The 24,513-nt window shown below is 64.8% G+C and carries 25 protein-coding genes; 7 read left to right on the forward strand and 18 right to left on the reverse strand.

Translation table 11 applies throughout. The annotated features are described in order from the left end of the window. Window positions 1–61: 61 nt before the first annotated feature. Together FCS99_RS03090 and guaA are read right to left on the reverse strand one after the other, a co-directional pair. Entirely contained in the window at window positions 62–931 is an 870-nt protein-coding gene (locus tag FCS99_RS03090) for a GNAT family N-acetyltransferase (RefSeq protein ID WP_138510425.1), read from the reverse strand. A 424-nt stretch (window positions 932–1,355) separates the two neighbouring features. Beyond that, complete coding sequence (gene guaA, locus FCS99_RS03095) at window positions 1,356–2,930, reverse strand: glutamine-hydrolyzing GMP synthase (RefSeq protein ID WP_138510427.1); 1,575 nt, start codon at window positions 2,928–2,930, stop codon at window positions 1,356–1,358. Between the two features lie 389 nt (window positions 2,931–3,319). Between guaA and FCS99_RS03100 the strand changes: the two genes are divergently transcribed. The 3 genes from FCS99_RS03100 to FCS99_RS03110 all read left to right on the forward strand — a co-directional run bounded on the left by FCS99_RS03100 (window position 3,320) and on the right by FCS99_RS03110 (window position 5,722). Beyond that, window positions 3,320–3,919 carry a YceI family protein gene (locus tag FCS99_RS03100; protein ID WP_138510429.1) on the forward strand — a complete coding sequence of 200 codons (600 nt, stop codon included), beginning with the start codon at window positions 3,320–3,322 and terminating at the stop codon, window positions 3,917–3,919. Between the two features lie 137 nt (window positions 3,920–4,056). Beyond that, a complete protein-coding gene (locus FCS99_RS03105) occupies window positions 4,057–4,857 on the forward strand; it encodes a sulfotransferase family protein (RefSeq protein ID WP_138510431.1) in 801 nt (266 codons plus the stop codon). Then, window positions 4,850–5,722 carry a sulfotransferase family protein gene (locus FCS99_RS03110; RefSeq protein WP_138510433.1) on the forward strand — a complete coding sequence of 291 codons (873 nt, stop codon included), beginning with the start codon at window positions 4,850–4,852 and terminating at the stop codon, window positions 5,720–5,722. The genes FCS99_RS03105 and FCS99_RS03110 overlap by 8 nt, the downstream gene beginning before the upstream one ends. On the opposite strand, the gene FCS99_RS03115 is transcribed toward FCS99_RS03110, so the two are convergent. The 7 genes from FCS99_RS03115 to FCS99_RS03145 form a co-directional block, all read right to left on the reverse strand. Continuing rightward, window positions 5,719–6,276 (reverse strand): hypothetical protein, encoded by a 558-nt coding sequence (locus FCS99_RS03115; RefSeq protein WP_138510435.1) that lies wholly within the window; start codon window positions 6,274–6,276, stop codon window positions 5,719–5,721. The genes FCS99_RS03110 and FCS99_RS03115 overlap by 4 nt on opposite strands. Next, a complete protein-coding gene (locus FCS99_RS03120) occupies window positions 6,277–7,590 on the reverse strand; it encodes an RsmB/NOP family class I SAM-dependent RNA methyltransferase (protein ID WP_138510437.1) in 1,314 nt (437 codons plus the stop codon). A gap of 180 nt (window positions 7,591–7,770) precedes the next feature. Next, a complete protein-coding gene (locus tag FCS99_RS03125) occupies window positions 7,771–8,139 on the reverse strand; it encodes a DUF3088 family protein (RefSeq protein ID WP_138510439.1) in 369 nt (122 codons plus the stop codon). Then, entirely contained in the window at window positions 8,136–8,552 is a 417-nt protein-coding gene (locus FCS99_RS03130) for an MAPEG family protein (RefSeq protein WP_138510441.1), read from the reverse strand. The genes FCS99_RS03125 and FCS99_RS03130 overlap by 4 nt, the downstream gene beginning before the upstream one ends. A gap of 110 nt (window positions 8,553–8,662) precedes the next feature. Further along, on the reverse strand, window positions 8,663–10,132 hold the full coding sequence (guaB, locus tag FCS99_RS03135; protein WP_138510443.1) for an IMP dehydrogenase: 1,470 nt from the start codon (window positions 10,130–10,132) through the stop codon (window positions 8,663–8,665). Between the two features lie 113 nt (window positions 10,133–10,245). Further along, entirely contained in the window at window positions 10,246–10,926 is a 681-nt protein-coding gene (locus FCS99_RS03140; RefSeq protein WP_138510567.1) for a DUF4336 domain-containing protein, read from the reverse strand. A 91-nt stretch (window positions 10,927–11,017) separates the two neighbouring features. Then, entirely contained in the window at window positions 11,018–12,085 is a 1,068-nt protein-coding gene (locus FCS99_RS03145) for a serine hydrolase domain-containing protein (protein WP_171036218.1), read from the reverse strand. A 110-nt stretch (window positions 12,086–12,195) separates the two neighbouring features. On the opposite strand from FCS99_RS03145, the gene FCS99_RS03150 reads away from it, so the two are divergent. Together FCS99_RS03150 and FCS99_RS03155 are read left to right on the forward strand one after the other, a co-directional pair. Next, window positions 12,196–13,797: a winged helix-turn-helix domain-containing protein gene (locus FCS99_RS03150; RefSeq protein WP_138510447.1), complete on the forward strand. Its 1,602-nt coding sequence runs from the start codon at window positions 12,196–12,198 to the stop codon at window positions 13,795–13,797. Between the two features lie 117 nt (window positions 13,798–13,914). Next, window positions 13,915–14,325, forward strand: coding sequence for an ExbD/TolR family protein (locus FCS99_RS03155; protein ID WP_138510450.1), 411 nt, complete (start codon window positions 13,915–13,917; stop codon window positions 14,323–14,325). Here the strand turns inward: FCS99_RS03155 and FCS99_RS03160 are convergent. After that, on the reverse strand, window positions 14,322–15,077 hold the full coding sequence (locus FCS99_RS03160; protein ID WP_138510452.1) for an RlmE family RNA methyltransferase: 756 nt from the start codon (window positions 15,075–15,077) through the stop codon (window positions 14,322–14,324). The two genes, FCS99_RS03155 and FCS99_RS03160, sit on opposite strands and share 4 nt — an antisense overlap. Further along, window positions 15,074–16,180, reverse strand: a complete 1,107-nt coding sequence (locus tag FCS99_RS03165) for a Ppx/GppA phosphatase family protein (protein ID WP_138510454.1) — start codon at window positions 16,178–16,180, stop codon at window positions 15,074–15,076. The genes FCS99_RS03160 and FCS99_RS03165 overlap by 4 nt, the downstream gene beginning before the upstream one ends. Window positions 16,181–16,394: 214 nt before the next feature. Between FCS99_RS03165 and hspQ the strand changes: the two genes are divergently transcribed. Then, window positions 16,395–16,730, forward strand: a complete 336-nt coding sequence (gene hspQ, locus FCS99_RS03170) for a heat shock protein HspQ (protein ID WP_138510456.1) — start codon at window positions 16,395–16,397, stop codon at window positions 16,728–16,730. Here hspQ and FCS99_RS03175 read toward each other — a convergent pair. From FCS99_RS03175 to FCS99_RS03195, 5 genes are all read right to left on the reverse strand, one after another. Continuing rightward, window positions 16,727–18,277: a class I adenylate-forming enzyme family protein gene (locus FCS99_RS03175; RefSeq protein WP_233352634.1), complete on the reverse strand. Its 1,551-nt coding sequence runs from the start codon at window positions 18,275–18,277 to the stop codon at window positions 16,727–16,729. The two genes, hspQ and FCS99_RS03175, sit on opposite strands and share 4 nt — an antisense overlap. A 109-nt stretch (window positions 18,278–18,386) precedes the next feature. After that, the gene (locus tag FCS99_RS03180; RefSeq protein ID WP_138510458.1) at window positions 18,387–19,394 is read right to left on the reverse strand and encodes a fumarylacetoacetate hydrolase family protein; all 1,008 of its coding nucleotides are present in this window, start codon (window positions 19,392–19,394) and stop codon (window positions 18,387–18,389) included. A 57-nt stretch (window positions 19,395–19,451) separates the two neighbouring features. Then, on the reverse strand, window positions 19,452–20,450 hold the full coding sequence (locus FCS99_RS03185) for a sulfotransferase (protein WP_138510460.1): 999 nt from the start codon (window positions 20,448–20,450) through the stop codon (window positions 19,452–19,454). Between the two features lie 14 nt (window positions 20,451–20,464). After that, window positions 20,465–21,094 carry a carbonic anhydrase gene (locus FCS99_RS03190; protein ID WP_138510462.1) on the reverse strand — a complete coding sequence of 210 codons (630 nt, stop codon included), beginning with the start codon at window positions 21,092–21,094 and terminating at the stop codon, window positions 20,465–20,467. Between the two features lie 190 nt (window positions 21,095–21,284). Then, on the reverse strand, window positions 21,285–21,752 hold the full coding sequence (locus FCS99_RS03195) for a tetratricopeptide repeat protein (RefSeq protein ID WP_138510464.1): 468 nt from the start codon (window positions 21,750–21,752) through the stop codon (window positions 21,285–21,287). A gap of 70 nt (window positions 21,753–21,822) precedes the next feature. Between FCS99_RS03195 and FCS99_RS03200 the strand changes: the two genes are divergently transcribed. Next, complete coding sequence (locus FCS99_RS03200) at window positions 21,823–22,752, forward strand: LysR family transcriptional regulator (RefSeq protein ID WP_138510466.1); 930 nt, start codon at window positions 21,823–21,825, stop codon at window positions 22,750–22,752. A gap of 6 nt (window positions 22,753–22,758) precedes the next feature. Here the strand turns inward: FCS99_RS03200 and FCS99_RS03205 are convergent, their stop codons facing one another. Both FCS99_RS03205 and FCS99_RS03210 read right to left on the reverse strand, forming a co-directional pair. Next, window positions 22,759–23,415, reverse strand: a complete 657-nt coding sequence (locus FCS99_RS03205) for a TIGR02466 family protein (RefSeq protein WP_138510468.1) — start codon at window positions 23,413–23,415, stop codon at window positions 22,759–22,761. 2 nt (window positions 23,416–23,417) lie between these two features. Further along, complete coding sequence (locus FCS99_RS03210; RefSeq protein ID WP_138510470.1) at window positions 23,418–24,476, reverse strand: isoaspartyl peptidase/L-asparaginase family protein; 1,059 nt, start codon at window positions 24,474–24,476, stop codon at window positions 23,418–23,420. Window positions 24,477–24,513: the final 37 nt, after the last annotated feature.

Raw genomic sequence — 24,513 nt, forward strand, 5'->3', positions numbered from 1 at the left:
GATCGAGTGACGTCTTTATGGGCCGGAACTGTGTTGAAAGCAAGGCAGGACAGTTCGCGGACTAGCCCAGTTCGAAAGTCGTGACGCCAAACACGCGCTCATGAGCCATGTCCGGGACGCCACCCAGATACATGCGGGCACAGCCGAATGTCTCGCTCAGGCCATGCCGTTTCACCAGGGCCTGGGCGCCGGACTGGTTCTCCGGGGCATCAAGGATCAGCGTGTCACCGGCGGCGAATTCCGCCAGCGACTGGAACACGGCCTCGGCCCCTTCCGCATCATCGGCAAAGAGCGGCCCGATCTTGCAGCCCTTGCCGCAACGCCGGATCACGCCATAGCCGGCCAGCCGGCCGTCCCGCACCAGCCCGACCGCCTTGCGCTCCGGCAGGGAGATCCAGGCCTTCAGGAAGGCCTCGCGCGGGCCGGGGAAACAGGTGCGGTCGTATTCGGTCAGCGCCTCGAACGGCACATCCGCCAGAGGCACGACCTGTTCGGCGGTTGGCGCCACCGTGAAATCCGCCGGCCAGGCGCGCTCATAGCGCAGATTGCGATGGGAGAAGACGAAGCCGCCCCTGGCATACCAGTCCGCCATCTCGAACACGCCATCCATGCCGATCACCGCGCCCGGTTTCAGCCGCGCGATCAGCCGGTCCCGCCGCGCCTGCCAGAGCTGCGTGCCCAGCCCCTGGCGCCGGATCTCCGGCTGCATGATGAACAGCCCCATGAAACCGTACGCATCCCCATAGGCCGTGATCGCCCCGCCCCCGATGATCTCGCCCTCCAGCTCGGCCGCAATGAAGGCCTCCGGATCACAGGCCCAAAAGGCCTCGTCGTCATGATAACCCGGGAACCAGCCTTCCGCGTCTGCCAGCCTGATATGGGCAAAGGCTTCATCGCGGGTCATGGGGCGGATGGTGGGGGTTTGGGTCATGGGGGGAGATTATCGGAACCCCACGCCTTGTCATCCCGGATGGATGCCCGGCGCAGGCCGGTCCCCTGCCTTCGCAGGGATAAACTCCAGTCCGGGCCCCATAATCCCGGTTCGAGTTTGGCCAGCTACGGACACCGAGACTGCTTTCGGGTTTGTTCCGCGCGTATGGGTCCCGGCTCTGCGGCCTGCTTTCGCAGGCCATTCGGCCGGGATGACAAGCTATGCACTGAAGGGAATATACGCCCTCCTTCCCCTTGATGGGGACGGAGGAGCCCAAGGACAGTCCGGGGGACTGTCCGACGTGACGACGGCCCGAAGGGCCGGAAGGGGTGAAACGCGCGGCGTTCCAAATCTTGGAAGGTCACCCACTCCACCGCGCATCTGCGCGGTCCCCCTCGCCCATCAAGGGCGAGGACCTAAAACCCTACTCCCACTCAATCGTCCCCGGCGGCTTGGACGTCACGTCATAGACCACCCGGTTCACGCCGCGGCATTCATTGATGATCCGCGTCGCCACGCGGCCGAGGAAGTCGTGTTCGAAGGGGTAGTAGTCGGCGGTCATGCCGTCGACGGAGGTGACGGCGCGCAGGGCCAGGACGTGGTCATAGGTGCGTTCATCGCCCATCACGCCGACCGTGCGGACCGGCAGGAGGACGGAGAAGGCCTGCCAGATCTTGTCGTAGAGGCCTTCCTTGCGGATCTCGTCGATATAGATGCTGTCGGCCTTGCGCAAAATGTCGGCCTTTTCCTTGGAGACGGCGCCGGGGATGCGGATGGCCAGGCCCGGTCCCGGGAAGGGGTGGCGGCCGACAAAGGCTTCCGGCAGGCCCAGTTCGCGGCCCAGGGCGCGGACCTCGTCCTTGAACAGTTCGCGCAGCGGCTCGACCAGTTTCATGTTCATGCGTTCCGGCAGGCCGCCGACATTATGGTGCGATTTGATCGTCACCGAGGGCCCGCCATCAAAGCTGACGCTTTCGATCACATCCGGATAGAGCGTGCCCTGGGCGAGGAAATCGGCGCCGCCGGCTTCCTTGGCCTTGGCCTCGAAGACATCGATGAAGAGCTTGCCGATCGTCTTGCGCTTCTTCTCCGGATCATCGACGCCTTCCAGCGCATCCAGGAAGAGCTTTTCCTCGTCGGCATGGACGAGCGGGATATTGTAGTGCTCGCGGAACAGGGTCACGACCTCGTCCGCCTCGCCCAGGCGCATCAGGCCGGTATCCACGAAGACACAGGTCAGCTGGTCGCCAATGGCTTCGTGCAGCAGCACGGCCACGACCGAACTGTCGACACCGCCGGACAGGCCGCAGATCACCTTCCCGTCGCCGACCTGGGCGCGGATCTTCATGATCGCCTCGTCCTTGAAGGACTTCATCGACCAGTCACCGGCCAGACCGGCAATCGTGTGGGTGAAATTCTTCAGCAGGGCCGCACCGCGCGGCGTGTGCACGACTTCCGGGTGGAATTGCACACCGTAGAAGCGGCGCGCCTCGTCGGCGATCGCGGCGAAGGGCGCATGGCCGGACTTGGCAATCACCTTGAAGCCCGGCGGCAGGGCCGAGACGCGGTCGCCATGGCTCATCCAGACGCGCTCTTCATGACCGATCGGACCGAAGCCCTCGAACAGCGGGCTGTCCTCGACCAGAGTGATGTCGGCGCGGCCGAACTCGCGATCATCCGAGGCTTCCACCGCCCCGCCCAACTGGGCGCACATGGTCTGCTCGCCATAGCAGATGCCCAGGACCGGCAGGCCGCGGGTGAAGACGCTGTCATCGGCGCGCGGGGAATTGTCCCAATGCGTGGAGTGCGGCGAACCGGACAGGATGATCGCCTTGGGATCAAAATCGTCGATGAAGGCGGCGTCGGCGCGATTATAGGGATGCACCTCGCAATACACGCCGCTCTCGCGGACGCGGCGGGCGATCAACTGCGTCACCTGGCTGCCGAAATCGATGATCAGCAGTTTTTCATGGTTCTCGGAAATCAGGTCATCAGTCATGCGCGCACTGACCCGCAGGCGCGGGTCTCCCGAAGGTCAAATTGTGAGGGGTTGGCCGAGTCGTTCATCAGCATGCGGCCCGATAGCGCGGAACGGGCGGCAAGGCTAGTGCCGAGCGGCATTGGCGGGGGATTTTTGTCGCCCCAAGCCCCGACGGCCTCCTTCTCCCCGGGGAGAGGAAAGATGGTCGTCAGAGCTCAGTGGAAACTCCCTCTCCCCTTGCGGGAGAGGGTGGCGCGCATGCGCCGGGTGAGGGGCGGCCGCGCAAGCGGCCATCAAGAGTTCCACATCATTTTATCAAGGAAAACCGCAGCCTCTCCGGCTTCGCCTCTTGAACCGCGCGGCTCACCGGCTCACCTTTGCCATCAGCGCACACCAAGGAGCCTGCCATGATCCGCCGTCTTTCCGCCCTCGCCCTTCTTCCGGTCCTGGCTGTGGCCACGGCCTGTTCCCAGCCGGCGGCCCAGGGTGACTGGACACTGGATGCCGAGGCGTCTCAGCTCAATTTCGTGTCGATCAAGTCAGGCGATATCGCCGAAGTGCACCATTTCTCCGGCCTGAGCGGGTCTGTCTCCGAAGATGGTACGGCAGAACTGGTGATCGACCTGGCCACGGTGGAAACCGGGATCGTGATCCGCAATGAGCGCATGCGGGAGCACCTGTTCCAGACGGACACCTATCCGCAGGCGCGGCTGACGGCCGAGATCGACCTGGCCGCCCTGTACGACCTGGCCCCCGGTGACCAGACCGAGCTGACGCTGGACGGCGTGCTGGACCTGCACGGGGTGCAGTTGCCGATTTCCGCCGATGTGCTGGTGTCCGACCTCAACGGATCGCGCGTCATCGTCTCCACCCAAGGGCCGGTGATGATCCATGCCGAGGATTTCAACCTGCAGGCCGGGCTCGACACGCTGCAGGAGCTGGCCGGCCTGCCCTCGATCACGCCCGCCGTACCGGTCACGGCCACACTGGTCTTCCAGCGCGACTGAGTCACATTGCGGCGAGATTGTGATCGCAAGTTACGCCTGCATGAAAATTCCATAAAATATTGAAATTGTTTAACTTCAGGCTCACGCCCAAGACAGTGTAGAGCGCGCATCCTGCTTGTCAGCGAGGGGATGCGCACATGCATTACGCGGTTGGAAAATCGCCCATTTTCATCGGCGGCGCGCCGCGCTCAGGGACCACCCTGCTGCGCGCCCTCGTCAATGCCAGCCGCAATATCGTGTGCGGGCCGGAAATGCGGGTCATCCCGGCGCTCTGTCATCTCAACCAGCAGATCGAGGATGGTCACCTGGATGTGCTCGAGGCCAATTACGGGCTCGACGCCCAGGCCCTGCACGACCGCTTCGCCCGCACGATCGACCGGATGCTCGCCCCGCTGCACCAGAAGACCGGCGCCCGTGTCGCTGAGAAAACGCCGGCGAACATCCTCCACTTCTCGCGCCTGCGCCGTCTGTTCCCGGACAGTCCGCTGATCGCGGTCGTTCGCGATGGCCGCGATGTCGTGGCCTCCCTCCTCTCGATGGACTGGACGGATGCGCGCACGGGCCAGCCCATGGCCATCACCCGCGATGCCGGGGCCGCGGCCCGGCTTTGGGTGCAGAGCGTCGAAGCCGGCCGCAAGCTGGCCCAGGATCCCGGCTTCACCGAGCTGCGCTATGAAGACCTGGCCCGGGATCCGAAAGCCGAAATCGGCCGTCTCTTTGACCGTCTGGGCGAGGATGAGGCCGCCCTCGCCCGCGCGCTCGACCATGTCCGCCATTTCGATCAGGGCGCCGGTGAGGCCGAAAGCAGTGCCGGACGCGTCGCCCAGCCGATCGACACGCAGGCGATTGGCCGTTGGCAGCGCGATCTCAGCGCCGACCAGATCCGCCAAATCGACCGTATTGCCGGTCCGACGCTGAAGGCGCTGGACTATGCCTGAGGCGCCGGACGCGCCTCTGCCGCCCGCCACGGACACATCCGGGTCCCGTCTGGTCTTTGCTGGCGGCTGTCCGCGCTCGGGCCTGACCCTGTTGCGGCGCATGCTCAGCCCGCATTCCCGGATCGAGTGCGGACCGGATACCGGGCTCGCCCCCTCCATCGCGATGCAGTGGCAGGCCTTCTCCCAGCAATTGGGTGAATTGCACGCGCGCGATTTCGACCTCCATGCCGAAGACATGCGCCAGGCCATGGCTTCCCTGCTGACCGGCCTGTTCGAAACCCCGCTGACGCGCTTTCCCGATCATGTCCTGATCGAGAAGACCGCCCTCAATGTCGCCGTGTTCGAACAATTGGGCCGGATGCTGCCGGAGGCCCGCTTCATCCATGTCGTGCGCGATGGCCGCGATGTCGCCCACTCCCTGCTCGACCGCGACTGGGCCGATGCCGCAGGCACGCCCTTCCCCCATGTCACCCGGCCCGATGCCGCGCTGAAATACTGGAGCGATCTGGTCACGCTGGGCCTGAAGGCCGAACGCGCCCTGCCGGGCCGCGTCTTGCGCGTGCCCTATGAGGAATTGGTACGCCGCCCCAAGGCGACGCTGTCCGCCGTCTGCGAATTCCTGGACCTGGACTATGAACGCGCCCTGATCCACTTCGCCGGCTATCCGATCGAGCTGAAAGGCCTGGAACGCGACAGCCTGCCCCTGATCAACAAACCGCTGACCCAGCGCCGCATCGGCCTGGGCCAGGATCTGGACGGGGCCGTGACCCCGCCAACGCGGCAATTGCTCGGCATGCTGGGCTATGGCGCGCCGGAGACGCCGTCAGAGCGGCGGAAACGGCTGCGGAGCGTGATCCAGCGTTAGTTTTTGGGCAGACCCAGGAACCGATACGCTTCGCCTTGATCCCTGAATCTGTTGCCCAGGTGATGTTTGCAAGCGAGATAGAATTCGCGGCTGGGGCGAAACACCAAACTCATCTTTTGGCTCCCACTCAGGCTGGACCAATAGATGCTTGCCCCCATTACAGGAACCCCAGCTTCTTTCACTTCCGACCAGGCTGTCACGTGGCAACGACCAAACAGTCTGCAATCCTCAATGCCATGCTTATTCCATCGTACACGCCGCCCCCAAATGCCGACCAGAAACCAGCAGAGTGGGATCAGGAGCGGTGCAGTCAGGCAAACCGTGAGTATCAAATCGCCAATCGAATGACTCTGAAAAGCCATTAAGCCGGAGAGCCCTGCCAACAGGACAAAAGCCCCCGCCACAAGCACTTGAAGTCCAAGCATTGGCTTCGCGACTTGCCAGTCATCATCGGACGGGAAACCAATTCCGGCGGGCCAATTCCAAACCTGGCAAAACCCCCAAACGATCAAAAACGGCAGAAGGGCTCCGCCGTAGACCCAGATTGTGATCATCTACCCCACCCGCTCCATCACGCAGATGTAGAACCCGTCCGTATCGGTGCGGCCCGGGGAGAGCTGGAGGGCGCCGTGGAGGCCGACGCAGTTTTCCAGGATTTCGCGGCCGCCCTCGGGCAGCTGGCCGGTGGCCTCGATCACGTCGAGGGCGGGGACGGATTTGAACGCGGCGGACTTCGCCAGGAAGTCGCCGACCCGGTCCTCATTCTCCTCCGGCAGGACCGAACAGGTGACATAGACCAGACGCCCGCCCGGCTTCACATAGTGCTGGGCGCGCTCGAGCACGGTGTTCTGTTCCTCGATCCGCTTGGCCAGCGCACCGGGCTTGAGGCGCCATTTGGCGTCCGGACGGCGGCGCCAGGTGCCGGTTCCGGTGCAGGGCGCGTCGCAGAAGACCACATCCATTTTCTCAACAAGGTCAGACAAGGCCTTGTCTTCATTGCCATCCTTGACCTGGACATTGCGTGCATCGGCGCGCTTGAGGCGGGGCCAGATGGCGCGCAGGCGACGCCAGTCGATATCCCAGGCATGGACCTGTCCGGTATTCACCAGAAGGGCTGACAGGGCGAGCGTCTTGCCGCCCGCTCCGGCACAATAATCAAGCACTTGCTGGCCCGGAACCACGCCCGACGCGAGCGCGGCGAGCTGGGATCCGATGTCCTGCACCTCGACCCAGCCCTTGCCATAGGCGGGAATGGCCTCGGCGGCAGCCGCCTTGCCGCGCGGATCGCGCTGCGGAATCCGAATACCCGAGCTGACAAGTCGGCTTTTTTCGGCCGCTTTCAGTTTTGAGCTTACCTCTTTGAAAGCCTTGTCGAAATCGACCTTGGCTTCATTCACCCTGAGATCTACCGGAGCCCGTGATGAGAGGGCCCGGCCCTCGTCTGCCGCCGCCTCGCCGAAAGCGCGCAACAGGCTCGCTTCCAGCCATTCCGGCACGTCGGCGCGGATATGCAGGGGCGCATCGGACATGTCCCGCGCCAGCCCTGCCCGCTCCGCGTCGGTGAGCTTTTCCGGGGCGTGATCATCACCCTCGAACAGGGCGTCGATCGCATCGGCGTCCATTCCCCAGACGCGGCCGACCGTCCCCAGCGCCAGGGCGCGGGCGCTGTCATCGTCCATGGCGAAGGCGGTGGAGGATTGATGCCGCAGCGCGTCCAGCACGAGGCCGCCGATCCAGGCCCGGTCGCCCGATCCGGCAAAACGGTGCGCCTTGCCCCAATCGCGCACGGCATCCTTCACTGGCTGGTTCTGGCGGGTCAGTGTGTCGAGAATCTCGATGGCTGCAGCAATGCGGGCGCCGTCTCTCATGATGCGGGGTCCTCTTTCTTCCCCGCTCCGCGGGGAAGTGGGCCGGCGCGGAGCGCCGGGTCGATGGGGCGCCGCGTCAGCGGCGAATGATTTCGGCAGGCGATAGCATGAAACACGCGCTTCGCGCGCCCCTCCACCGCTGCGCGGTCCCCCTCCCCACTCCCGTGGGGAGGAAAACACCTATTTCGGCTGGGCTCCGCCATAGCAGGCGGCGAGCTGGCGGCAAATGGTCTTGGGATCGGTATAGATCCGCAGACCGTTCACTTCGGCCTCCGGATCCTGGTGCGCGACTGTGTCGGCAGCCAGGATCAGGGTCGGGGCGTTCTGGTGGTCCTCGTCCAGCAGGGCGACGATCTCCGGACGCGGACGCGCCGCCTCGATCCGCACCACACGCACGGACTTGCTCCAGTGCGGATTGACCTCCAGTGCGCCCTCCATCGTGCAGCAATCGGCGCACAGCCAGGGACCGCCATCGGCATCATCCCACTGGCCGGTCAGCAGGAAGAGGATGTCCTGGTCCGTGTCGAGGGCGGGCTGTTCATTCATCATCGGCTGACCACCTCAACCGCCAGCACGACCCAGAAGGCCAGAAGTGCAATCACGCTGGCCCCGAAGGCCATGAAGCGGACCTGCAGATTGTTGGAGGTGATGTGGATGCCCGCATGCACGACGCGCAGGCCGAACCAGGTCCAGGCCAGCATCATCAGGATCGGACCGGCCGCATTCAGCACCATGGCGAACAGCACGCCGGCATAGAAGAGGATCGGCGTTTCCAGCTGGTTCTGGAAAGCGTTGGAGTATTGCTGGACCTTTTCCGGCCAGGCCTTCTGGCCGAGCACGATATCCTGGACCTTCACCGTGCCGGAGGAGACCGCGGAAAAGCGCAGGCCCGCCGTGGTGAAGAGAAGGGCGAAGGTCAGCGCGATCTGCGCCAGGACCGGGTAGAGAAGAGCTTCAGACATCACACACTCCGTTGGGAAAGCCCGCGAGACTAGAAATCACCCCCCGCCGTGCAAGACGACGCCGGGACATGGCCTCCATACGCGGATAGAGGCTTGTCCCGGCGGCGTTTCTAGCTGGTGGTCGGGTAGTTCGGCGCTTCCCGCGTGATCTTCACATCATGCACATGGCTCTCGCGCAGGCCCGCATTGGTGATGCGGACAAAGCGCGCGCGCTGGTGCAAATCGGCGATCGTCTTGGAGCCGGTATAGCCCATGGCCGCGCGCAGACCGCCGACCATCTGGTGCAGGATCGGTCCGACCGGTCCTTTGTACGGCACCTGGCCCTCAATCCCTTCCGGCACCAGCTTCATGCGCTCGGTGTCCTTCTGGAAATAACGGTCGGCGGAGCCGGCCGCCATGGCACCCAGCGAGCCCATGCCGCGATAGGATTTGTAGGAGCGACCCTGGTAGAGGAAGACCTCGCCCGGGGCTTCTTCCGTACCGGCCAGCAGCGAGCCGACCATGATGCAGTCAGCTCCCGCCGCGATGGCCTTGGCCATGTCACCGGAGAATTTGATGCCGCCATCGGCGATGATGCAGGCATCCGAGCCTTCCGCGGCGCGGCGGGCATCCATGATGGCGGTCAGCTGCGGCACGCCGACACCGGCGACCACGCGCGTGGTGCAGATCGAGCCCGGCCCGATCCCCACTTTCACGCAATCCGCCCCGGCATCGATCAGCGCCTTGGCGCCTTCATAGGTCGCCACATTGCCGGCCACGACGCGGGCGGCGCTGGAGGACTTCTTCACCCGGGTGACCTGGTCCAGCACGGACTGGGACTGGCCGTGGGCGGTGTCAATGACGATCACGTCGGCCCCGGCATCCATCAGCGCTTCGGCGCGCTCGAACCCGCTATCACCGACCGTCGACGCCGCAGCGCAGCGCAGGCGGCCCTGGCTGTCCTTGGCGGCCATCGGATGGGCCTGGGCCTTTTCCATGTCCTTCACGGTGATGAGGCCGATGCAGCGGTCATCCTCATCCACCACCAGGACGCGTTCGATCCGGTGCTTGTGCAGTTTGGCACGGGCTTCCTCGGCCGGCGCGCCCTCGCGCACCGTGACCACATCGCGCGTCATCAGATTGCCGACCTTCTCATTCGGGTCGTCGGCAAAGCGGACATCGCGATTGGTGATGATACCCACCAGCTTGCCAGGACGGGCCGGCGTGGCGCCTTCCACGACCGGAATGCCGGAAATCCTGTGCTGTTCGATCAGGGCGCGAAGCTCGGCCAGGGTCGCGTCCGGCGAGATCGTCACCGGATTGACCACCATGCCGCTCTCGAACCGCTTCACCCGCCGCACTTCCTCGGCCTGTTCGGCGATGGTGAGATTGCGGTGGATGACGGCCAGGCCACCAGCCTGCGCCATGGCAATCGCCATCGGTGCTTCCGACACGGTATCCATGGCGGCGGCCATGATGGGAATGTTCAATCCGACATCCGGGGCCACACGCGTGGACACAATGGCGTCTGCGGGAAGAACTTCGGACGGGCCCGGTTGCAAGAGCACATCATCGAAGGTGAGACCTTCACGAATCTCCATGGGAGACTCCTCTCTGCTGCTTGCGGCGCGGCAATAGAATGGATTCGAATAACGCGCAAGGGGTTCCCGCGGAGCTGGGTGGAATTGTCACGCTTGGGGGGCGCATCACCCCCCTACCCCAACCACGCAAAAGCCCCGTCCATAACCGCCTGCGCGTTCTCGCGCACGATCGGGCCATGGGCCACGACCAGCTGTTGGCACGGCCAGTCCCGGATGCGGGCGATGGCCGGGCGGGCGGCAGGCTTGTCGGTGAAGGCGAGGCGGAATTTGTTGGGGACGGACAGGGTGTTGCGGGTCATCCCGTCCATCCGCGCAACCCAGCGGCGCCAGCCGGTGAACCAGTCCGGCCGGAAGTGTTGCAGCAGGTCGGTGAAAACCACCGTGCCGCTGGCGCGGTGGAAAAAGACCACTTCCGTGGTGATGGCATTGCCCGACACGACGACCTGATCAATCTCGCCAGCCCAGGCCGGGTCGGGCGTGTCGGTCAGGGTGGTCGCGAACTCGAGATCCGGCCGCTTTTCCGCCAACCCCGGCGCAGCGTGCAGCCGGGCCGCCGGCCAGGCCGCGTGCCAGTCACTCAGGGCGAGGTCGTGCAGCGAATTGGGAGCGATGATGTCCGACACCAGGCCCAGCGCATCGATCTCCCGCTTCACCGTCTCGGTCAGGGCTATCGGCGACCAGACCCAGAGATGGCCATCGGCCAGACGGATGACCACCATCCGGGTCGGGAAGACAAATCCGCCCATCCCGGTCACGGTCGGCCCGTCCATCAGGGCCAGCCCCGTCTCATCCATCCCGCTCACCCGAGCCTCCGGTAATCCGCTCCCGGCAATTACAGCGCGAAGTGCGGGCCGGAACAAGCAATCTCGTCCCGGCCCCGGATCGTCAGTCAGCGCTCTCCTGCAGACGCGCCACCACTTCGGTCTCGAAGAAGGCCTGCGCGTTCTGGTGCATCTGGCGGGTATTGTAATCGGTATTGGTGAAGACCAGGGTCACGCCGAAATCGGGCAGGATCATCACCCGATTGCCGCCATTGCCGGTCATGGCGGCAGACCAATAGGTCTCGCCCGCCACCTCATAGGGCATCAGCCACCACAGATAGCCGTATTCCCAGCCCGGCGTGTCGGGAATGCTGGCATGATGATCCAGCGAGGCCGCGATCCAGCTGTCCGGCAGGAGGTCGGGGCTTCCGGTCCGGTAAAGCTCGCCGAGAGCGCCCAGTGACCGGGCGGACAGACGCAGTCCGCCGCCCATATGCGCCTGGCCCTGCCCGTTCATGGCCCAGGCCAGATCCTCGATGCCCAGCGGGGTCAGGATGCGGCGCTCCGCATAATCGGTGAAGGCTTCGCCGGTGGCCCGTCCGACCACTTCACCCAGCAATTGGACGCCGGCCGTGCAATAGGAGAAGGCGCGCCCATAGGGGCTGTCGGCCGGCGGGGTCTGCCAGGACGGGAAGCCGCGGACCGGCAGATCCCAGAAGAATTCGCTCCAGTCCTCGACCAGATACATGCGCTCCTCATTGCCGCGGGAGAACTCGTTCCAGTCATTGCATTCCAGGGGACTGCTCATGGTAAGCAGGTCTTCCACCGTGATGGCGAGCTTGCGCGCATCCGGACGGTCAAAGGGCATGAGTTCCGGGAAATAGCGGGCGACTGGGGTGTCGAGACTCAGCCTTCCGTCGGCAATCGCCGCTCCGACCGCCATGGAGGTCACCGTCTTGGTGACCGACCGCGTGTCGTGCAGCGTGTCCGCATCGGCGCCGGCAAAGTAGTTTTCATAGACGGGCTGACCGTCTGACAGGATCAGGACACTGGTGACACTGCCATAGGTGTCATCCTCGATGCGGGCTGTCAGGGCAGCGGCCTCGTCATCGGACAGGGTCAGCGACTGGCCTAAGGCCGGCGCCAGGGAGAGTGCGAATAGCACCGGGGTCAAAACAACAGACTTGATCATGGACATGAGCAGGGGTTTCCTCGTCACTTCGAAAGGGAGCCAAGGCTTCCGCCCTAGCCGCATCGCGTGTCCGGGATCACTTGAAGAATTCTGAATGGGTCTGAAGTGACATGACAGCCTCCCCGGACACCGCGGAAACCGGCCCCGTTCCGCCCCTCACCGGCAGTCTCAAAAGCGGTGATCTGCGCATCGATCTGGAGCGCCGGATCGTCTGGCGCGGAAACATGCCGCTGGAGATCAGCGATCTCAGCTTCGACCTTCTGGTCGCCCTGGCCCGCCAGCCCGGCCGGGCGATGGACATGCACGCCATGGCGCGCCAGGTCTGGAACCAGGCCTCGGTGAGCGAGGAGACGATTGCCCAGCGCGTCGCCCTCCTGCGCAAGGCGCTGGGCGATGAAGCGCGCCAGCCGCGCTATGTCCGCACGGTCCGCAATTCCGGCTATGCTTGGATCCCGCCGGTTGCGGCCGGTCCGGCCATTCCGCTGCAGGGCCGTCTGGTAAAGGCGTTCAGCCTGGCCGGGGCTGCCCTCATCCTGGCCCTGGGCGCTGCAAGCCTGCTGCCGCGCTGGACCGAGCGGGTCGATCCCCCGACACCAACCGCACGCCAGGCCGACAGCATCGACACCACCCTTCCCCTGCAGCGCGCCCGCAATCTGCTGGAACTGCACCGGCCGGAGGATACGGACACGGCGATCAGCCTGCTCGAAGGCATTCTGGACGATCATCCCGACCATGCCGGCGCCCGTCTTTCGCTCAGCTTCGGCCTGACCACGCGGGCCACGAAATTCACGGCGCAGGCCGGGGATGTCAGCCGCGCCGAGGCCCTGGCCCGCAGCCTGCTGGCCGACAATGCCCGTGACGGCTCGGCCTGGCATGCCCTGGCCTATGCGCTGGATGCCCGGGGCCAGATCGACGAGGCGCTGAGCGCCTATACCCAGGCCTTCACGCTCAATCCCGGAGATGCCGCGGCCCTGTCCTCGGCGGCCTATCTCCTGCGGGTCCGCGGTCAGATCCACGCCGCCCTGGTCCTGGAAGCCCGGGCGCTGGAGGCCGGACCGCCGACGCTCTACGGCCCGCTCCAGATCGCGGTCTGCCTGGAACTGATCCACCATCCCGCCGCCGAGATCTGGTGGGAACGGGCCCTGACCGAAGGCGCCGGCACGTCCGTCATTCTGGCGGAACGGATGATGGCGGATTTGCGGGCCGGACGACCGGCCAATGCGCTGGACCGCTATCAGGCCAGCGCCCCGGGTCTTCAGGTCACGCCGCGCCTGCAGAGCCTCGCCGGCCTGGCCTATTGGCAATTGGGCGAGACCGACCGGGCCCGCCGCGTGTTCGAACGCGCCGGCGACGCCGCCCAGCCCGAACTGGCGGCGCTCAACGCCCGTGACGGACACAGCGCGCTGTCCACCCAGGACTGGCTCAATGACGCCATGAGCGAGGGGGCCAGCTGGCCCGATTTGCGGATCCGGCTGGCCGGTGTCGAAGCCCGGGCCGGTCGCACCGGCCGCGCCCTGGAACTGGTCGGAACGGCGATCGATCTGGGCTGGCGCGATGCCGGCTGGATCGAGACCTCGCCCGCCCTGGCCCCCGTCGCGCAATCGGCGGCCTGGCCCGCCCTGGCCGCGCGGATCGAGCGCGAGCTGGACGCGCAAAGACGCCTGATCGAGGCCGACCCGGCGCTTGTTTCATTAATTTACGCCTCCGATTGACCCCCGGATCGTCGCGTTTCTGACGCGTTTCCGGCCCGCTCTTGCCCTTCTCTGCGCCTGCAATCTGGCCGGGTGCCACAGGGACAGCACCCGGTTTGAGCCGATGGGGAGGCTTGCATGCGCAAACACCGCCGCAAACGGGATGAGAGCGCCGAGGTCAATATGACCCCGATGCTGGATATCGTCTTTATCTTGCTGATTTTCTTCATTGTTACGGCCACCTTCCTGAGTGAGGAAGGGGTCGATATGCGACCGCCGCCGGACTGTACCGGTGAGGCTTGCGGCAGGGGCCCGCCGCCGATCGTGGTCCAGGTCGACAATGAGAACCAGGTCTTCGTCAACGGCACCCGCACCGATGTCGACCGGGTGCTGGCCGCGGTCAATCGCTTCCGCTCCGAGGAGCCGGAAAGCGCTGTTCTTCTGGAGGTTTATGACGAGGCCGAACATGGCGTCATCATCCAGATCTGGGATGAAATGGGCGCCAATGGCGTGCCCGTCTCGATCCAGCGATCCCGCGACGCGGACTAGTCGTCCGACTTGCCCTTGAAGCCCATGGCCACCACGAAGGTTTCGGCACTTTCCGACCGGCTCGCATCCGGTTTGAAGTGCCGGACCTTCTCGAAATTGTGCTTCAACAGGTCCAGCAGGTCGCCGTCGGATCCGCCCTGGAAAACCTTGGCGACAAAGAACCCGCCGGGCTTCAGGGTCTCCAGTGCGAAGTGCGCGGCCAGTTCGACCAGTGCCACAATGCGCAGATGGTCGGTTTTCTTGTGGCCGGTCGTCCAGGGCGCCAGGTCGGAGATGACGGCATCGGCGGCACCGCCCATTTCCGCCTTCACCAGGTCCGGCGCATCATCCTCGCTGAAATCATGCTGCAACAGGGTCGCGCCCGGGATCGGGTCGATCTCCAGCAGGTCGATCCCGACCACTTCGGAGGCCTTGGCCTTCAGTGCCACCTGGACCCACCCCCCCGGCGCCGAGCCCAGATCGACCACCCGCATGCCCGGCCGGAAGAGTTTGAAGCGCTCGTCCAGCTGCAGGAGTTTGTAGGCCGCTCGGGAGCGATAGCCCTCCATCTGGGCCTTCTTCACATAGGGATCGTTCAGCTGGCGCTGCAGCCAGCGCGTCGACGAGGATTTGCGGCCCCGGGCGGTTTTCACCCGTTCGAACATCTGCTTGGCCGCACGGGCATCTCCGCCCTTGGTGACAGGGCCCGAGCGCCGGCGCCGGCGCTTCTCGCCGCCCTCTTCATTTTCCGGCTTGTCGTTCTCGTCACTCATGTCTCGGCTCCGGACGGTGCGCCGGACCGTTTCCGCCGGCGACGTCGCTTCTTGGTCCGCCGCATCAGATTGAGCAGCATGCCCTCGCGCAGCCCCCGGTCCCCGACCCGCAAACGGTCGGCCGGCCAGGCTTCTGCCACCGCCTCGTAAATCGCACAGCCCGCCAAGACAAGCTCGGCGCGGTCCGACCCGATGGTCGGCTCCTGGGCCCGCCCCTCGATATCCAGGTTGCGAAGCCGGGCACAGGCGGCCAGGGCCTCCTCCCCGCTCATCCACAATCCATCGACTTTCGACCGGTCATAGCGGGGCAGACGAAGATGGACGCCGGCCATGGATGTGACGGTGCCGCTCGTCCCCACGAGGTGGCCGCGCCCCTCATCGAACAGGCCGCGCATGGCCTTGGCGCCGCGCGGCGTCTTGATCTGACGCCGGGCATAGGCCTTCATGTCCTCATACCAGGCCTCGCGATCCTCGCGCTCGGGAAAGCGTTCCGACAGGGTCACCACGCCGACCGGTGCCGAGGTCCAGGACTTCATCGGCGGACGGCCGCCGCTTTCGGGTCCGCCGCGGCGGCGCCATTCGGCCAGGTCCACCCAGGACAATTCCGTCGATCCGCCGCCGATATCGATCACCAGGGCCGCATCCTTGTCCGGGTCGAGCAGGTCGACACAGCCATGCACGGCCAGGCGGGCCTCTTCCTCCGGGGAGATCAGGTCGAATTCCAGGCCGGTTTCCGTCCGCACCCGTTCCAGGAAGGCTTCGCCATTGCCCGCCATGCGGCAGGCCTGGGTGGCGATGGAGCGATGCTTGACGACATTGTGCCGGCGGATCTTGCTGGCGCAGATTTTCAGCGCCTCGACCGCACGATCCATCGCGTCCTGGGAGAGATTGCCCTCGCTGGCCACACCTTCCCCGAGCCGCACGACGCGAGAGAAGGCATCCACCACCTGAAATCCGCTGCCCGTACGTTGGGCCAGCAGCATCCGGCAATTATTCGTGCCCAGATCGATTGCGCCGTACACCGGGGCGGGTGCGCGCTTGCGACCTCCCCGTTTGCGTCCGGCGGTCGGGCCGCCCGGTGAACCGGGCTTGGTCTCCGCCATGATATTCCCTCTTGCCGACCGGCGCGCTCCAGCGGCCCGAAGGCCACGGCGCGTCTCGAATCGACCATGAAACAGTGTCTTGTCCAGAATACCCGCCTGACCTCCCTCTGCAAGGATGCGTGACGGAAAGCACCTGTTTTCGTAGCTTGTTGCTCAAATCACCCCATATAGGGGGTTGAGGACATCAAAACAGAAACGCGTTAGAGTCATGGACATGGATATCCGGCACGCCAAATTCGGTCTCGGCGATGTGGTTCGTCACCGCCTCTTCCCCTTCCGGGGTGTCGTGGTGGATGTGGACCCGGAATTCGCCAATACCGAGGAATGGTATGAGGCCATTCCCGAAGATATCCGGCCGCGCAAGGACCAGCCCTTCTACCATTTGCTGGCGGAGAATGAGGACAGCTATTACGGCGCCTATGTCTCCGAGGGCAATCTTCTGCCCGACGCCGAAAACGGCCCGGTCGGTCATCCGCAAATTCCCGAAGCCTTCGAGGATTTCGACGGCCAGCGCTATACGCTGCGCGAAGGCCCCGACGGGGCCCACTAGCCCGCCGCATAGACCTCCTGGAGCTCCCGCTTGAGCACCTTGCCGATCGCACTGCGCGGCAGGGTGTCGATGACGCGAATGTCGGACAGGCGCTGCATCTTGCCTAGCTGGGCATTGGCCGTGGCGAGAATCTCGGCGGGCGCCGCCGCGCCCGGTTCGGTCAGGCAGACAAAGGCCACCGGAGTCTCGCCCCATTCCTTGGAGGGCACGCCGACCACGGAGGCATCGGCCACGGCCGGATTCTCCATCAGGATGGCTTCCAGATCGGCCGGATAGATATTCATCCCGCCGGAAATGATCATGTCCTTGGCCCGGCCGACAATCGTGAAAAAGCCGTCCTCATCGACACTGGCCAGATCGCCGGTGCGGATGAAACGATCGCCCTCCGGAGAAAACCATTCGGCCTCACGCGTCTTGTCGGAACGGCCGTGATAGCCGGTCATCATCGCGCCGGACCGGCCCACGACTTCGCCGATTTCACCCGGCGGCAATTGCGTTCCGTCCGGACCGATCACGCGGATATCATGACCCGGCATGGGCTGGCCGACCGTGTGGAGCTTGTCCGGGTGCTGATGCGCCAGCAGGGCGCAGGTGCCGCCGCCTTCCGTCATCCCGTAATATTCGATCAGCCCGCCGGGCCAGCGCGCCAGAACCTCGGCCTTCAGCTCGGCCGAGAAGGGCGCGGAAGTACAGAATTTCAGTTTGAAGGCGCTCAGGTCGAACTGGTCGAAATCCGGTTCTGCCAGGATGCGCTGATACTGCACTGGCACAAGCATGGTGTGCGTGGCGTGATGCTGCTGCGCGAGGGTCAGATAGGCGTGAGCGTTGAATTTTGGCATCAGGACGAGCGTGCCACCACCGGCCAGGGTCGGCAGGACATGCACCAGCGTGGTGTTGGAATAGAGCGGCGTCGAGACCAGGGCGACAGCCTCCGGCCCGAAGCCGACCGTCTCGCCCAGATGATTGTGGGGCCAGCGCATCTTGAAACTCTGGACGATGCCCTTGGGCACACCGGTCGTACCGGAGGAATAGATGATGTTGAACGCCATCTCCGGCGTGATCTCGATCATCTCCGGCCGGCTGCCTTCCGGTGCCATCCAATCGTCCAAAGCCGTCCCGTCAGCGCCGTCCTCCAGGGCGAGGCGATGCGCCTCAACCGGACCGGTGGCCTCGGAGAGATGCGCGGAGACAGCGGCGTCCGTGGCCAGATGCGACGCGCCGCAATCGGCGATCATGGCGACCAGCTGGTCCGGCGTTGCCGAGGGTGAAAGCGGCGCAATGGCTGCACCGGTTCTCAATGTCCCGATGAAGATGGCCATATAGTCGATCGAGGAGGCCGCACAGACCGACACCACACCGCCGGGGCGGACCCCATCCCGCTGCAGCGCCGCCGCAATCCGGTCTGCCCGGGCGTCGAGGCCGGCATAGGTGATCGATCGGTCACCGCAGATGATGGCGATCTGGTCCGGCCGGGCCTTGGCCTGCAGACGGACGAATTCGGGAAATGTGCCGAATGGCTGTTCGGCATAGGCCTTGATCGGGTCCAAAACCCTCTCCCCTTCAAGTTTAGGAGGCGAGGTATGCCCTCGCCTCCTGTTATTCTTGATCGGGAGATTAGCGCTGCCGCCCCCGGTATGGAAGCGGCCGGGTCAGGTCCTAGACCTTGACCACTTCCTGTTCGATGGCGCCGAAGATGGACTTGCCGTCCTTGTCCTTCATCTCGATCCGAACCGTGTCGCCATAGTTCATGAAGGGCGTCTTGGGCGCACCGTCATTGATGGTCTCGATCATGCGGATTTCGGCAATGCAGGAATAACCCACGCCCCCTTCGCTGATCGGCTTGCCCGGACCGTCATCCAGCTTGTTGGAGACCGTGCCGGAGCCGACAATCGTGCCGGCGGTCACCGGACGGGTCTTGGCCAGATGGGCGATCAGCTGCGGGAAATCGAAGGTCATGTCGATGCCGCACTCGGCCTTGCCGAAGGCTTCGCCATTGTATTTCACCAGCAGCGGCAGATGCAGTTTGGCCCCATCCCAGGCCTCGCCCAGCTCGTCCGGCGTCACGGCGACCGGCGAGAAGGCACTCGGCGGCTTGGCCTGGAAGAAGCCGAAACCCTTGGCCAGCTCACCCGGGATCAGACCCCTCAGGGAGACATCATTGACCAGCATGACCAGGCGGATGGATTTCGCGGCCTCTTCGGTGGAGCAGCCCATCGGCGCATCACCGGTCACCACGGCGACCTCGCCTTCCATGTCACAGCCCCAGGCCGTATCGCCCAACGGGATATCGGCCCGCGGGGCCAGGAAGGCATCGGAGCCGCCCTGATACATCAGCGGATCGGTCCAGAAAGTCTCCGGCATTTCCGCATTGCGGGCCTTGCGGACCAGTTCGACGTGATTGACGTAGGCCGAACCATCCGCCCACTGATAGGCCCGCGGCAGCGGCGACAGGGCGTCACGCTCATGGAAGCGCTCACGCGGAATGGTCTCGCGCTCCAACTCGGAGGACAGGGTCTGCAGCTCCGGCTCGCATCGCTCCCAATCATCCAGGGCCGCCTGCAGGGTCGGCGCAATGCGCGTGGCATCGGCACACCAGGCCAGATCCTTGGAAACAACGACCAGGCGGCCATCGCGGGTATCGGATTTGAGCGTTGCGAGTTTCATGTCTGTCTTCCTTTGGTCGGCGGACATTGCTGACCGGACATTACCGGCCTCTTGGGGTTATATCAGAGCGTTGGGCAAGACGCCGTCACGCGGAGATTGGGGAAACAGGCCGTAGCTCCACGCGATGATCGCGTCGAGTTCCGGGCCCAGTTGTTCGGCAATGCGGTCGGCCTCGGCCTTGCGGCGGTCCGGACCGAAGCTCTGCGAGGCATCCTTGGCATCGCGCTTGAACAGCGGCCCCTTGGCCGTAGTAGCGACATGGTCCGCGCCCAGTTCCAGGCCGAAGAAATCGTCGACAGCCCTCAGGGCCGGTTCGGGATCCGCCACGAAACGGTCGCCATCCAGGGAGGCGAAATTCTCGCGCGGTCCCTTGTTGAAGGCGTCCAGCATGGCCGCCACCTGCATCTGCCAGACCAGGGCCGCAATCTGCAGGTCGGACATCTGCATGAGCTGGCGCGGATCGGTCCGGGCAATCGGATGCCCGTCCATGGCGAAGATCGTGAACAGGCGCCGCGCAAAGGACCGTCCGGCTTCGCCCTTTTTGGCGATGGAGATCAGGAAAGCCCGCAATTGCGAGGTCAGCAGGACATGGCGGGCCTGCGGATAGAGGCGCGCCATGTCGCCAATGAGATTGTTGACCGTATTGGTCGGCTTGAGCGTGACGAAGCCCTCGCCTTCCACGGGTTGGCACAGGGCCGGCATGACGCGCTGGATCCACCGATCACTGGCGCCCGCGCCTTCGCGTCGCTTGATGTTGGAGATTTCCATCAGGGCAGCCGGTTCGCGCAGGCCCAGATTGGTGCCCGGCTTGTCGAGGCATCGCGCCAACAGGGTCGAGCAGCAAAAGGCGGTATGCCAGATGAAGACCGGACGGGCCTCCGGGGCCGTTTCCGGCATGTCGGCCAGGCGCACCGGGCGCGTGGCGCAGCCGGTCCGGTCCCAGCGCTCGTCCAGGAAGGGTGTTTCGGCCAGGGCGGCCCGGTCAACCTCGCAAAGGCGCACGACCTGGTTTTGCGCGTCCAGCGCGTCGGCGAACCAGATCTTTTGCGCGCTCATCCAGGACCTCCGGTCTAGACAGGCGCGAACTGGCCGTCAGAGCCCAGCCATTCCAGCACACCGTCATGAATGGAGAAGCGGGCACCATGCAGTTCCAGCCCGCGTTCCTCGATGGCCGACTGGACAAAGCCGAACTGCTTGAGACGTTCCAGCGAGTGCTTGATGGAGACCAGTTCCAGATGCGGGGCCAGGGTCGCAGTCTCGGAGGAGCCAACCTCGGCCGCAGCCTCATCACGCGCCGGGTCCATGGTTTTCAGCCAGGGGCCGAGATAGTCGCTGGGCACGCCTGCCAGGCCGCTGGCGCAGGCTTTCACACCGCCGCAATCGCCGTGTCCCAGAACCAGGACGCCTTTGACCTTGAGCACTTTGACCGCGAATTCCAGGGCGGCCGAAACACCGTGAAGCCCGCCGCCCTGATCCTTCGGCGGTACCAGATTGGCCACATTGCGCACCACGAAAAGTTCACCGGGCGCGGCATCAAAGATCGCGGCCGGGTCCACCCGGCTGTCGGAACAGGCGATGACCAGCGTGTGTGGCGTCTGCCCCTCGGCGAGATCGGCATAGTGCTTTTGCTCGACACGAAAGCGGCCTCCCTTGAAGCGCTTATAGCCATCATGGAGGGTTTCTGGGGGAAGAGCGGGCATGCAAGTCTCCTGTCACGGCCGTGAAAGCGGGCCGCGGCGAAAGGCCAGATGCCAGCGGTTCTAGTGGCATTCGAAACCGACGGAAAGCCCGGCGGCGCACCCGCCCGGCGCACCAGACATGAAAAAAGGCCGGGGCGCGAACGCCCCGGCCTTCAGGAAAGTGCGAGTAGGCTATAGCAGTCTGGGAGGATCAGCCGGCCGCAACGCACTGAGACAGAGCCAGGTTCGCCGTCACTTCATCTTCGCCCGAGGACGAGGCTTCAGCGGCCTGGAAGGATGCGATGGCGGCTTCCTGCTCGCCGCTGAGCCACAGGGCGACGCCCCGATTGTTCAGCGCACGCCAGGCACCATCACGCATTTCCAGCGCGGCGTCGCAGGACTCGATCGCCATCGTGTACTCACCGGTGGCGGCATAGGCGGCACACAGATTGGTCAGAGCGGCCACTTTGTGGCCGGGCGCGCCGTTGGATTCCAGAATGTCCTCACCAAAGTGAATGACATCGGACCATTCCCCCCGGCTCACAGCATTATACTGAGCCCGCACAACGCCATTGGCGGTGCGATGACCGGCAAATTCCGGAGTCGTGTCGCAGGACTGGGTGTAACCCACAGACGAAAACACGGCCGCCAGGGCGACCGCAGCAGTGAGAGCGCGCATCTCGAAGCCTCCAATGTGAACAGTGTTTAGTTTTAGAACTGAGTTCTGCGAATGAAATTGACGATTCAGGATGCCGCGAATACAAAAACGCATGGATGATTGGTCCGACTATCTGGTCTGCCTGGCTGTGGCCGAGGCAGGCAGCCTGACCGCCGCGGCTCAACAGCTCGGCGTCAGCCAACCCACTGTGACCCGGCGCCTTCAGGCCCTGGAGCAACGCTTCGGTGAACCGGTCTTCGACCGGGACCAGGGACAGTCGCGCCTGACGACCCTGGGCCAGAAAGTGGTGGCCCACGCCAAGCGCATGCGCGAAGAGGCCTCCGCCATCGAGCGGGCGGTGATCGCTCAGGACCAGTCCCTGTCCGGCCTGGTCGTGGTGTCAGCCTCCGAAGGACTGGGTGCCGACTGGTTGCCTCGCGCCCTCGCCTCCTTCCAGCGGGCCAATCCGCAGATCGGTATCGAGATCGCGATCAAGAATCACTCGGCCAACCTGGCCGACCGGGAAGCGGACATCGCCTTGCGCTGGAACGGACCGGGCACGCAGCAAAGCCTGATCGGGCGCCGCGGCGCCACGGTCGGTGCCGGCCTCTACGCCTCCCGGGACTATCTGGAAGAATACGGACGCCCGGAGAAGGTGGAAGATCTGGCGGACCATGCCTGTGTCGGCTGGACAGTCGGCGATTTCTTCGGCTGGCCGTCCTCGGTCTCGGGTTCGGCAGTCGTTCCCAAGAACATCTCCTTCAAGGCCAACAGCCCCGCCAGTCACCTCAAGGGAATCGAAGCCGGCTTCGGGGTCGGCGTGACCTCACACCGGCTGGCGCGGCATTGCGAGAATGTCGAACGGATCCTGCCGGAATTCACGACCTCGCTGGACCTCTGGGTGGTGGCACACGAAACCGTCCGCAAGAGCGGGCGGGTCCGGGCGGCCTTTGACCACATCATTGCCCAGATGCAGGCCGATAGCGCCTATTTCACGCGCGGCGAGAGCTCCATCCTCTAGGCCTGATCAACCCTGTTCCGGCGGCGGTGCCGGCAGGGCGAGGATGTTCATGGCGATGGAAATGCGCTCGCGCGGCCCGTTATGCGGCCGAACGGCATGCATCATCCAGGACGGGAAAAGCACCAGCTTCCCCGGCTCCGGATGGACCCGGAATTGCGAGAGCTGCTGTTCACCGGTTTCGTCCTTGAAGACGAGGTCCGGTGCGACCATCCGCACCATGGGAAAGCGGGGGTCCTGGGCCACGAATGCGCCCTCGGTCTGGTCGCCGCCATCATCGATATAGAAGCTGGCCGACCAGAAGGAACCGGGATGGGCGTGCATCTGGTTGGAGGCCCCGGCGGGCGAGACATTGGCCCACATCTCCATGCCCATTTCATAGCGCGACTGGCCCTGCACACCATTGAGATCGCTGGTGAAGCGGCCGCATAATTGCAGGGTTTCACGCGCCAGGGTCATGGCCGGTTCACCGCCCCAGTTCAGCATTTCGATATCGGAATGCCAGCCATGGATGTTCGAGCGGCGCACGCCGGGAGAGCGGGCGCGCTGCGCCATGATCACCTCACGCAAGGCCGGCACCAGCGCATCGGCCTGCGGCAGGCGGACTTCGATAACCGGTGTGAAGAACAGCCGGTTGACCGTGATCTGCGGCTCGGACGCGGACATGCCTATTCCTCATCCCCATAGATCGACACGACCGGTTCGCCGCCTTCGCTCTGTCGCGCGCGGTACATGCCGGGCGTGTTAAAGCTCCAGGCGATATCCCCGTCAGCGGACAGGGCCACGATCCCGCCATCGCCTTCCATGGCAGTCAGCTCATCCTGGATGACCTGGTCCGCCGCGTCCTGCAGGGACAGGCCCTGCAGTTCGACCAGCATGCAGATGCGGCTGGCGACGGTCAGGCGGATGAAATACTCGCCCGTCCCCGTCGACGACACGCCGCAGCTTTCATTATTGGCATAGGTGCCGGCACCGATGATCGGGCTGTCACCGACCCGGCCCCAGCGCTTGGCAGTCGTTCCGCCCGTCGAGGTTCCGGCTGCGATATTGCCGTCCCGGTCCAGTGCCACGACGCCGACGGTTCCGAAGCGGTGCTCACGCGCATCGCGTTCCAGCGCCCCATGATCGACAGGTTCCGGCTCCGGCGCGCCTTCCGGGCGCGGCGGCACCGGCAGCCCCTGGCTGATCAGGGCGCGTTCCATGGAGGCCCAGCGGCGCTCGGTGAAGAACCAGGCCGGTTCGACGATTTCCAGACCCTGCTCGCGCGCAAAAGTCTCCGCACCCTCACCCTGGAGCATGACATGGCGGGAATTCTCCATGACTTGGCGGGCCAGGGAAATCGGGTGACGGACTTGCGTCACGCCGGCAATCGCGCCGGCATTCAGCGTCTCCCCATCCATGATGGAGGCATCCAGCTCATTGCGCCCGGCAGCCGTGAAGACTGCGCCCCGTCCGGAATTGAACAGCGGGTCGTCTTCCAGGCCCTGGATCACGGCGACCACGGCGTCGAGAGAGGAGCCCCCCTCATCCAGCACGGCTTCACCGCGGTCCAACGCCGCCTGCATGGCCGCCCGGTAGGCAGCGTCGGTTTCCGGTGTCATGGCGCCACGTTCAATCACGCCTGCACCGCCATGAATCACCAGAGCCCACTCACCCGGCTCATCCGCCAGGGCAGCAGAGGTCGACAAAAGCACGGCACAGGCCGCGGGCAGAATCTGGCGCAACATGATGACAACTCCCCAATTGGTTCGCCTGAAGACTTCC

The organism is Maricaulis alexandrii, from assembly GCF_005871165.1.
GTDB lineage: Bacteria > Pseudomonadota > Alphaproteobacteria > Caulobacterales > Maricaulaceae > Maricaulis > Maricaulis alexandrii.

Excerpts from the sequence above, each read along its gene's own strand:
- FCS99_RS03090 (WP_138510425.1), bottom strand. The coding sequence starts at position 931 with ATGACCCAAACCCCCACCATCCGCCCCATGACCCGCGATGAAGCCTTT.
- guaA (WP_138510427.1), bottom strand. The coding sequence starts at position 2,930 with ATGACTGATGACCTGATTTCCGAGAACCATGAAAAACTGCTGATCATC.
- FCS99_RS03100 (WP_138510429.1), top strand. The coding sequence starts at position 3,320 with ATGATCCGCCGTCTTTCCGCCCTCGCCCTTCTTCCGGTCCTGGCTGTG.
- FCS99_RS03105 (WP_138510431.1), top strand. The coding sequence starts at position 4,057 with ATGCATTACGCGGTTGGAAAATCGCCCATTTTCATCGGCGGCGCGCCG.
- FCS99_RS03110 (WP_138510433.1), top strand. The coding sequence starts at position 4,850 with ATGCCTGAGGCGCCGGACGCGCCTCTGCCGCCCGCCACGGACACATCC.
- FCS99_RS03115 (WP_138510435.1), bottom strand. The coding sequence starts at position 6,276 with ATGATCACAATCTGGGTCTACGGCGGAGCCCTTCTGCCGTTTTTGATC.
- FCS99_RS03120 (WP_138510437.1), bottom strand. The coding sequence starts at position 7,590 with ATGAGAGACGGCGCCCGCATTGCTGCAGCCATCGAGATTCTCGACACA.
- FCS99_RS03125 (WP_138510439.1), bottom strand. The coding sequence starts at position 8,139 with ATGATGAATGAACAGCCCGCCCTCGACACGGACCAGGACATCCTCTTC.
- FCS99_RS03130 (WP_138510441.1), bottom strand. The coding sequence starts at position 8,552 with ATGTCTGAAGCTCTTCTCTACCCGGTCCTGGCGCAGATCGCGCTGACC.
- guaB (WP_138510443.1), bottom strand. The coding sequence starts at position 10,132 with ATGGAGATTCGTGAAGGTCTCACCTTCGATGATGTGCTCTTGCAACCG.
- FCS99_RS03140 (WP_138510567.1), bottom strand. The coding sequence starts at position 10,926 with ATGGATGAGACGGGGCTGGCCCTGATGGACGGGCCGACCGTGACCGGG.
- FCS99_RS03145 (WP_171036218.1), bottom strand. The coding sequence starts at position 12,085 with ATGATCAAGTCTGTTGTTTTGACCCCGGTGCTATTCGCACTCTCCCTG.
- FCS99_RS03150 (WP_138510447.1), top strand. The coding sequence starts at position 12,196 with ATGACAGCCTCCCCGGACACCGCGGAAACCGGCCCCGTTCCGCCCCTC.
- FCS99_RS03155 (WP_138510450.1), top strand. The coding sequence starts at position 13,915 with ATGCGCAAACACCGCCGCAAACGGGATGAGAGCGCCGAGGTCAATATG.
- FCS99_RS03160 (WP_138510452.1), bottom strand. The coding sequence starts at position 15,077 with ATGAGTGACGAGAACGACAAGCCGGAAAATGAAGAGGGCGGCGAGAAG.
- FCS99_RS03165 (WP_138510454.1), bottom strand. The coding sequence starts at position 16,180 with ATGGCGGAGACCAAGCCCGGTTCACCGGGCGGCCCGACCGCCGGACGC.
- hspQ (WP_138510456.1), top strand. The coding sequence starts at position 16,395 with ATGGATATCCGGCACGCCAAATTCGGTCTCGGCGATGTGGTTCGTCAC.
- FCS99_RS03180 (WP_138510458.1), bottom strand. The coding sequence starts at position 19,394 with ATGAAACTCGCAACGCTCAAATCCGATACCCGCGATGGCCGCCTGGTC.
- FCS99_RS03185 (WP_138510460.1), bottom strand. The coding sequence starts at position 20,450 with ATGAGCGCGCAAAAGATCTGGTTCGCCGACGCGCTGGACGCGCAAAAC.
- FCS99_RS03190 (WP_138510462.1), bottom strand. The coding sequence starts at position 21,094 with ATGCCCGCTCTTCCCCCAGAAACCCTCCATGATGGCTATAAGCGCTTC.
- FCS99_RS03195 (WP_138510464.1), bottom strand. The coding sequence starts at position 21,752 with ATGCGCGCTCTCACTGCTGCGGTCGCCCTGGCGGCCGTGTTTTCGTCT.
- FCS99_RS03200 (WP_138510466.1), top strand. The coding sequence starts at position 21,823 with ATGCCGCGAATACAAAAACGCATGGATGATTGGTCCGACTATCTGGTC.
- FCS99_RS03205 (WP_138510468.1), bottom strand. The coding sequence starts at position 23,415 with ATGTCCGCGTCCGAGCCGCAGATCACGGTCAACCGGCTGTTCTTCACA.
- FCS99_RS03210 (WP_138510470.1), bottom strand. The coding sequence starts at position 24,476 with ATGTTGCGCCAGATTCTGCCCGCGGCCTGTGCCGTGCTTTTGTCGACC.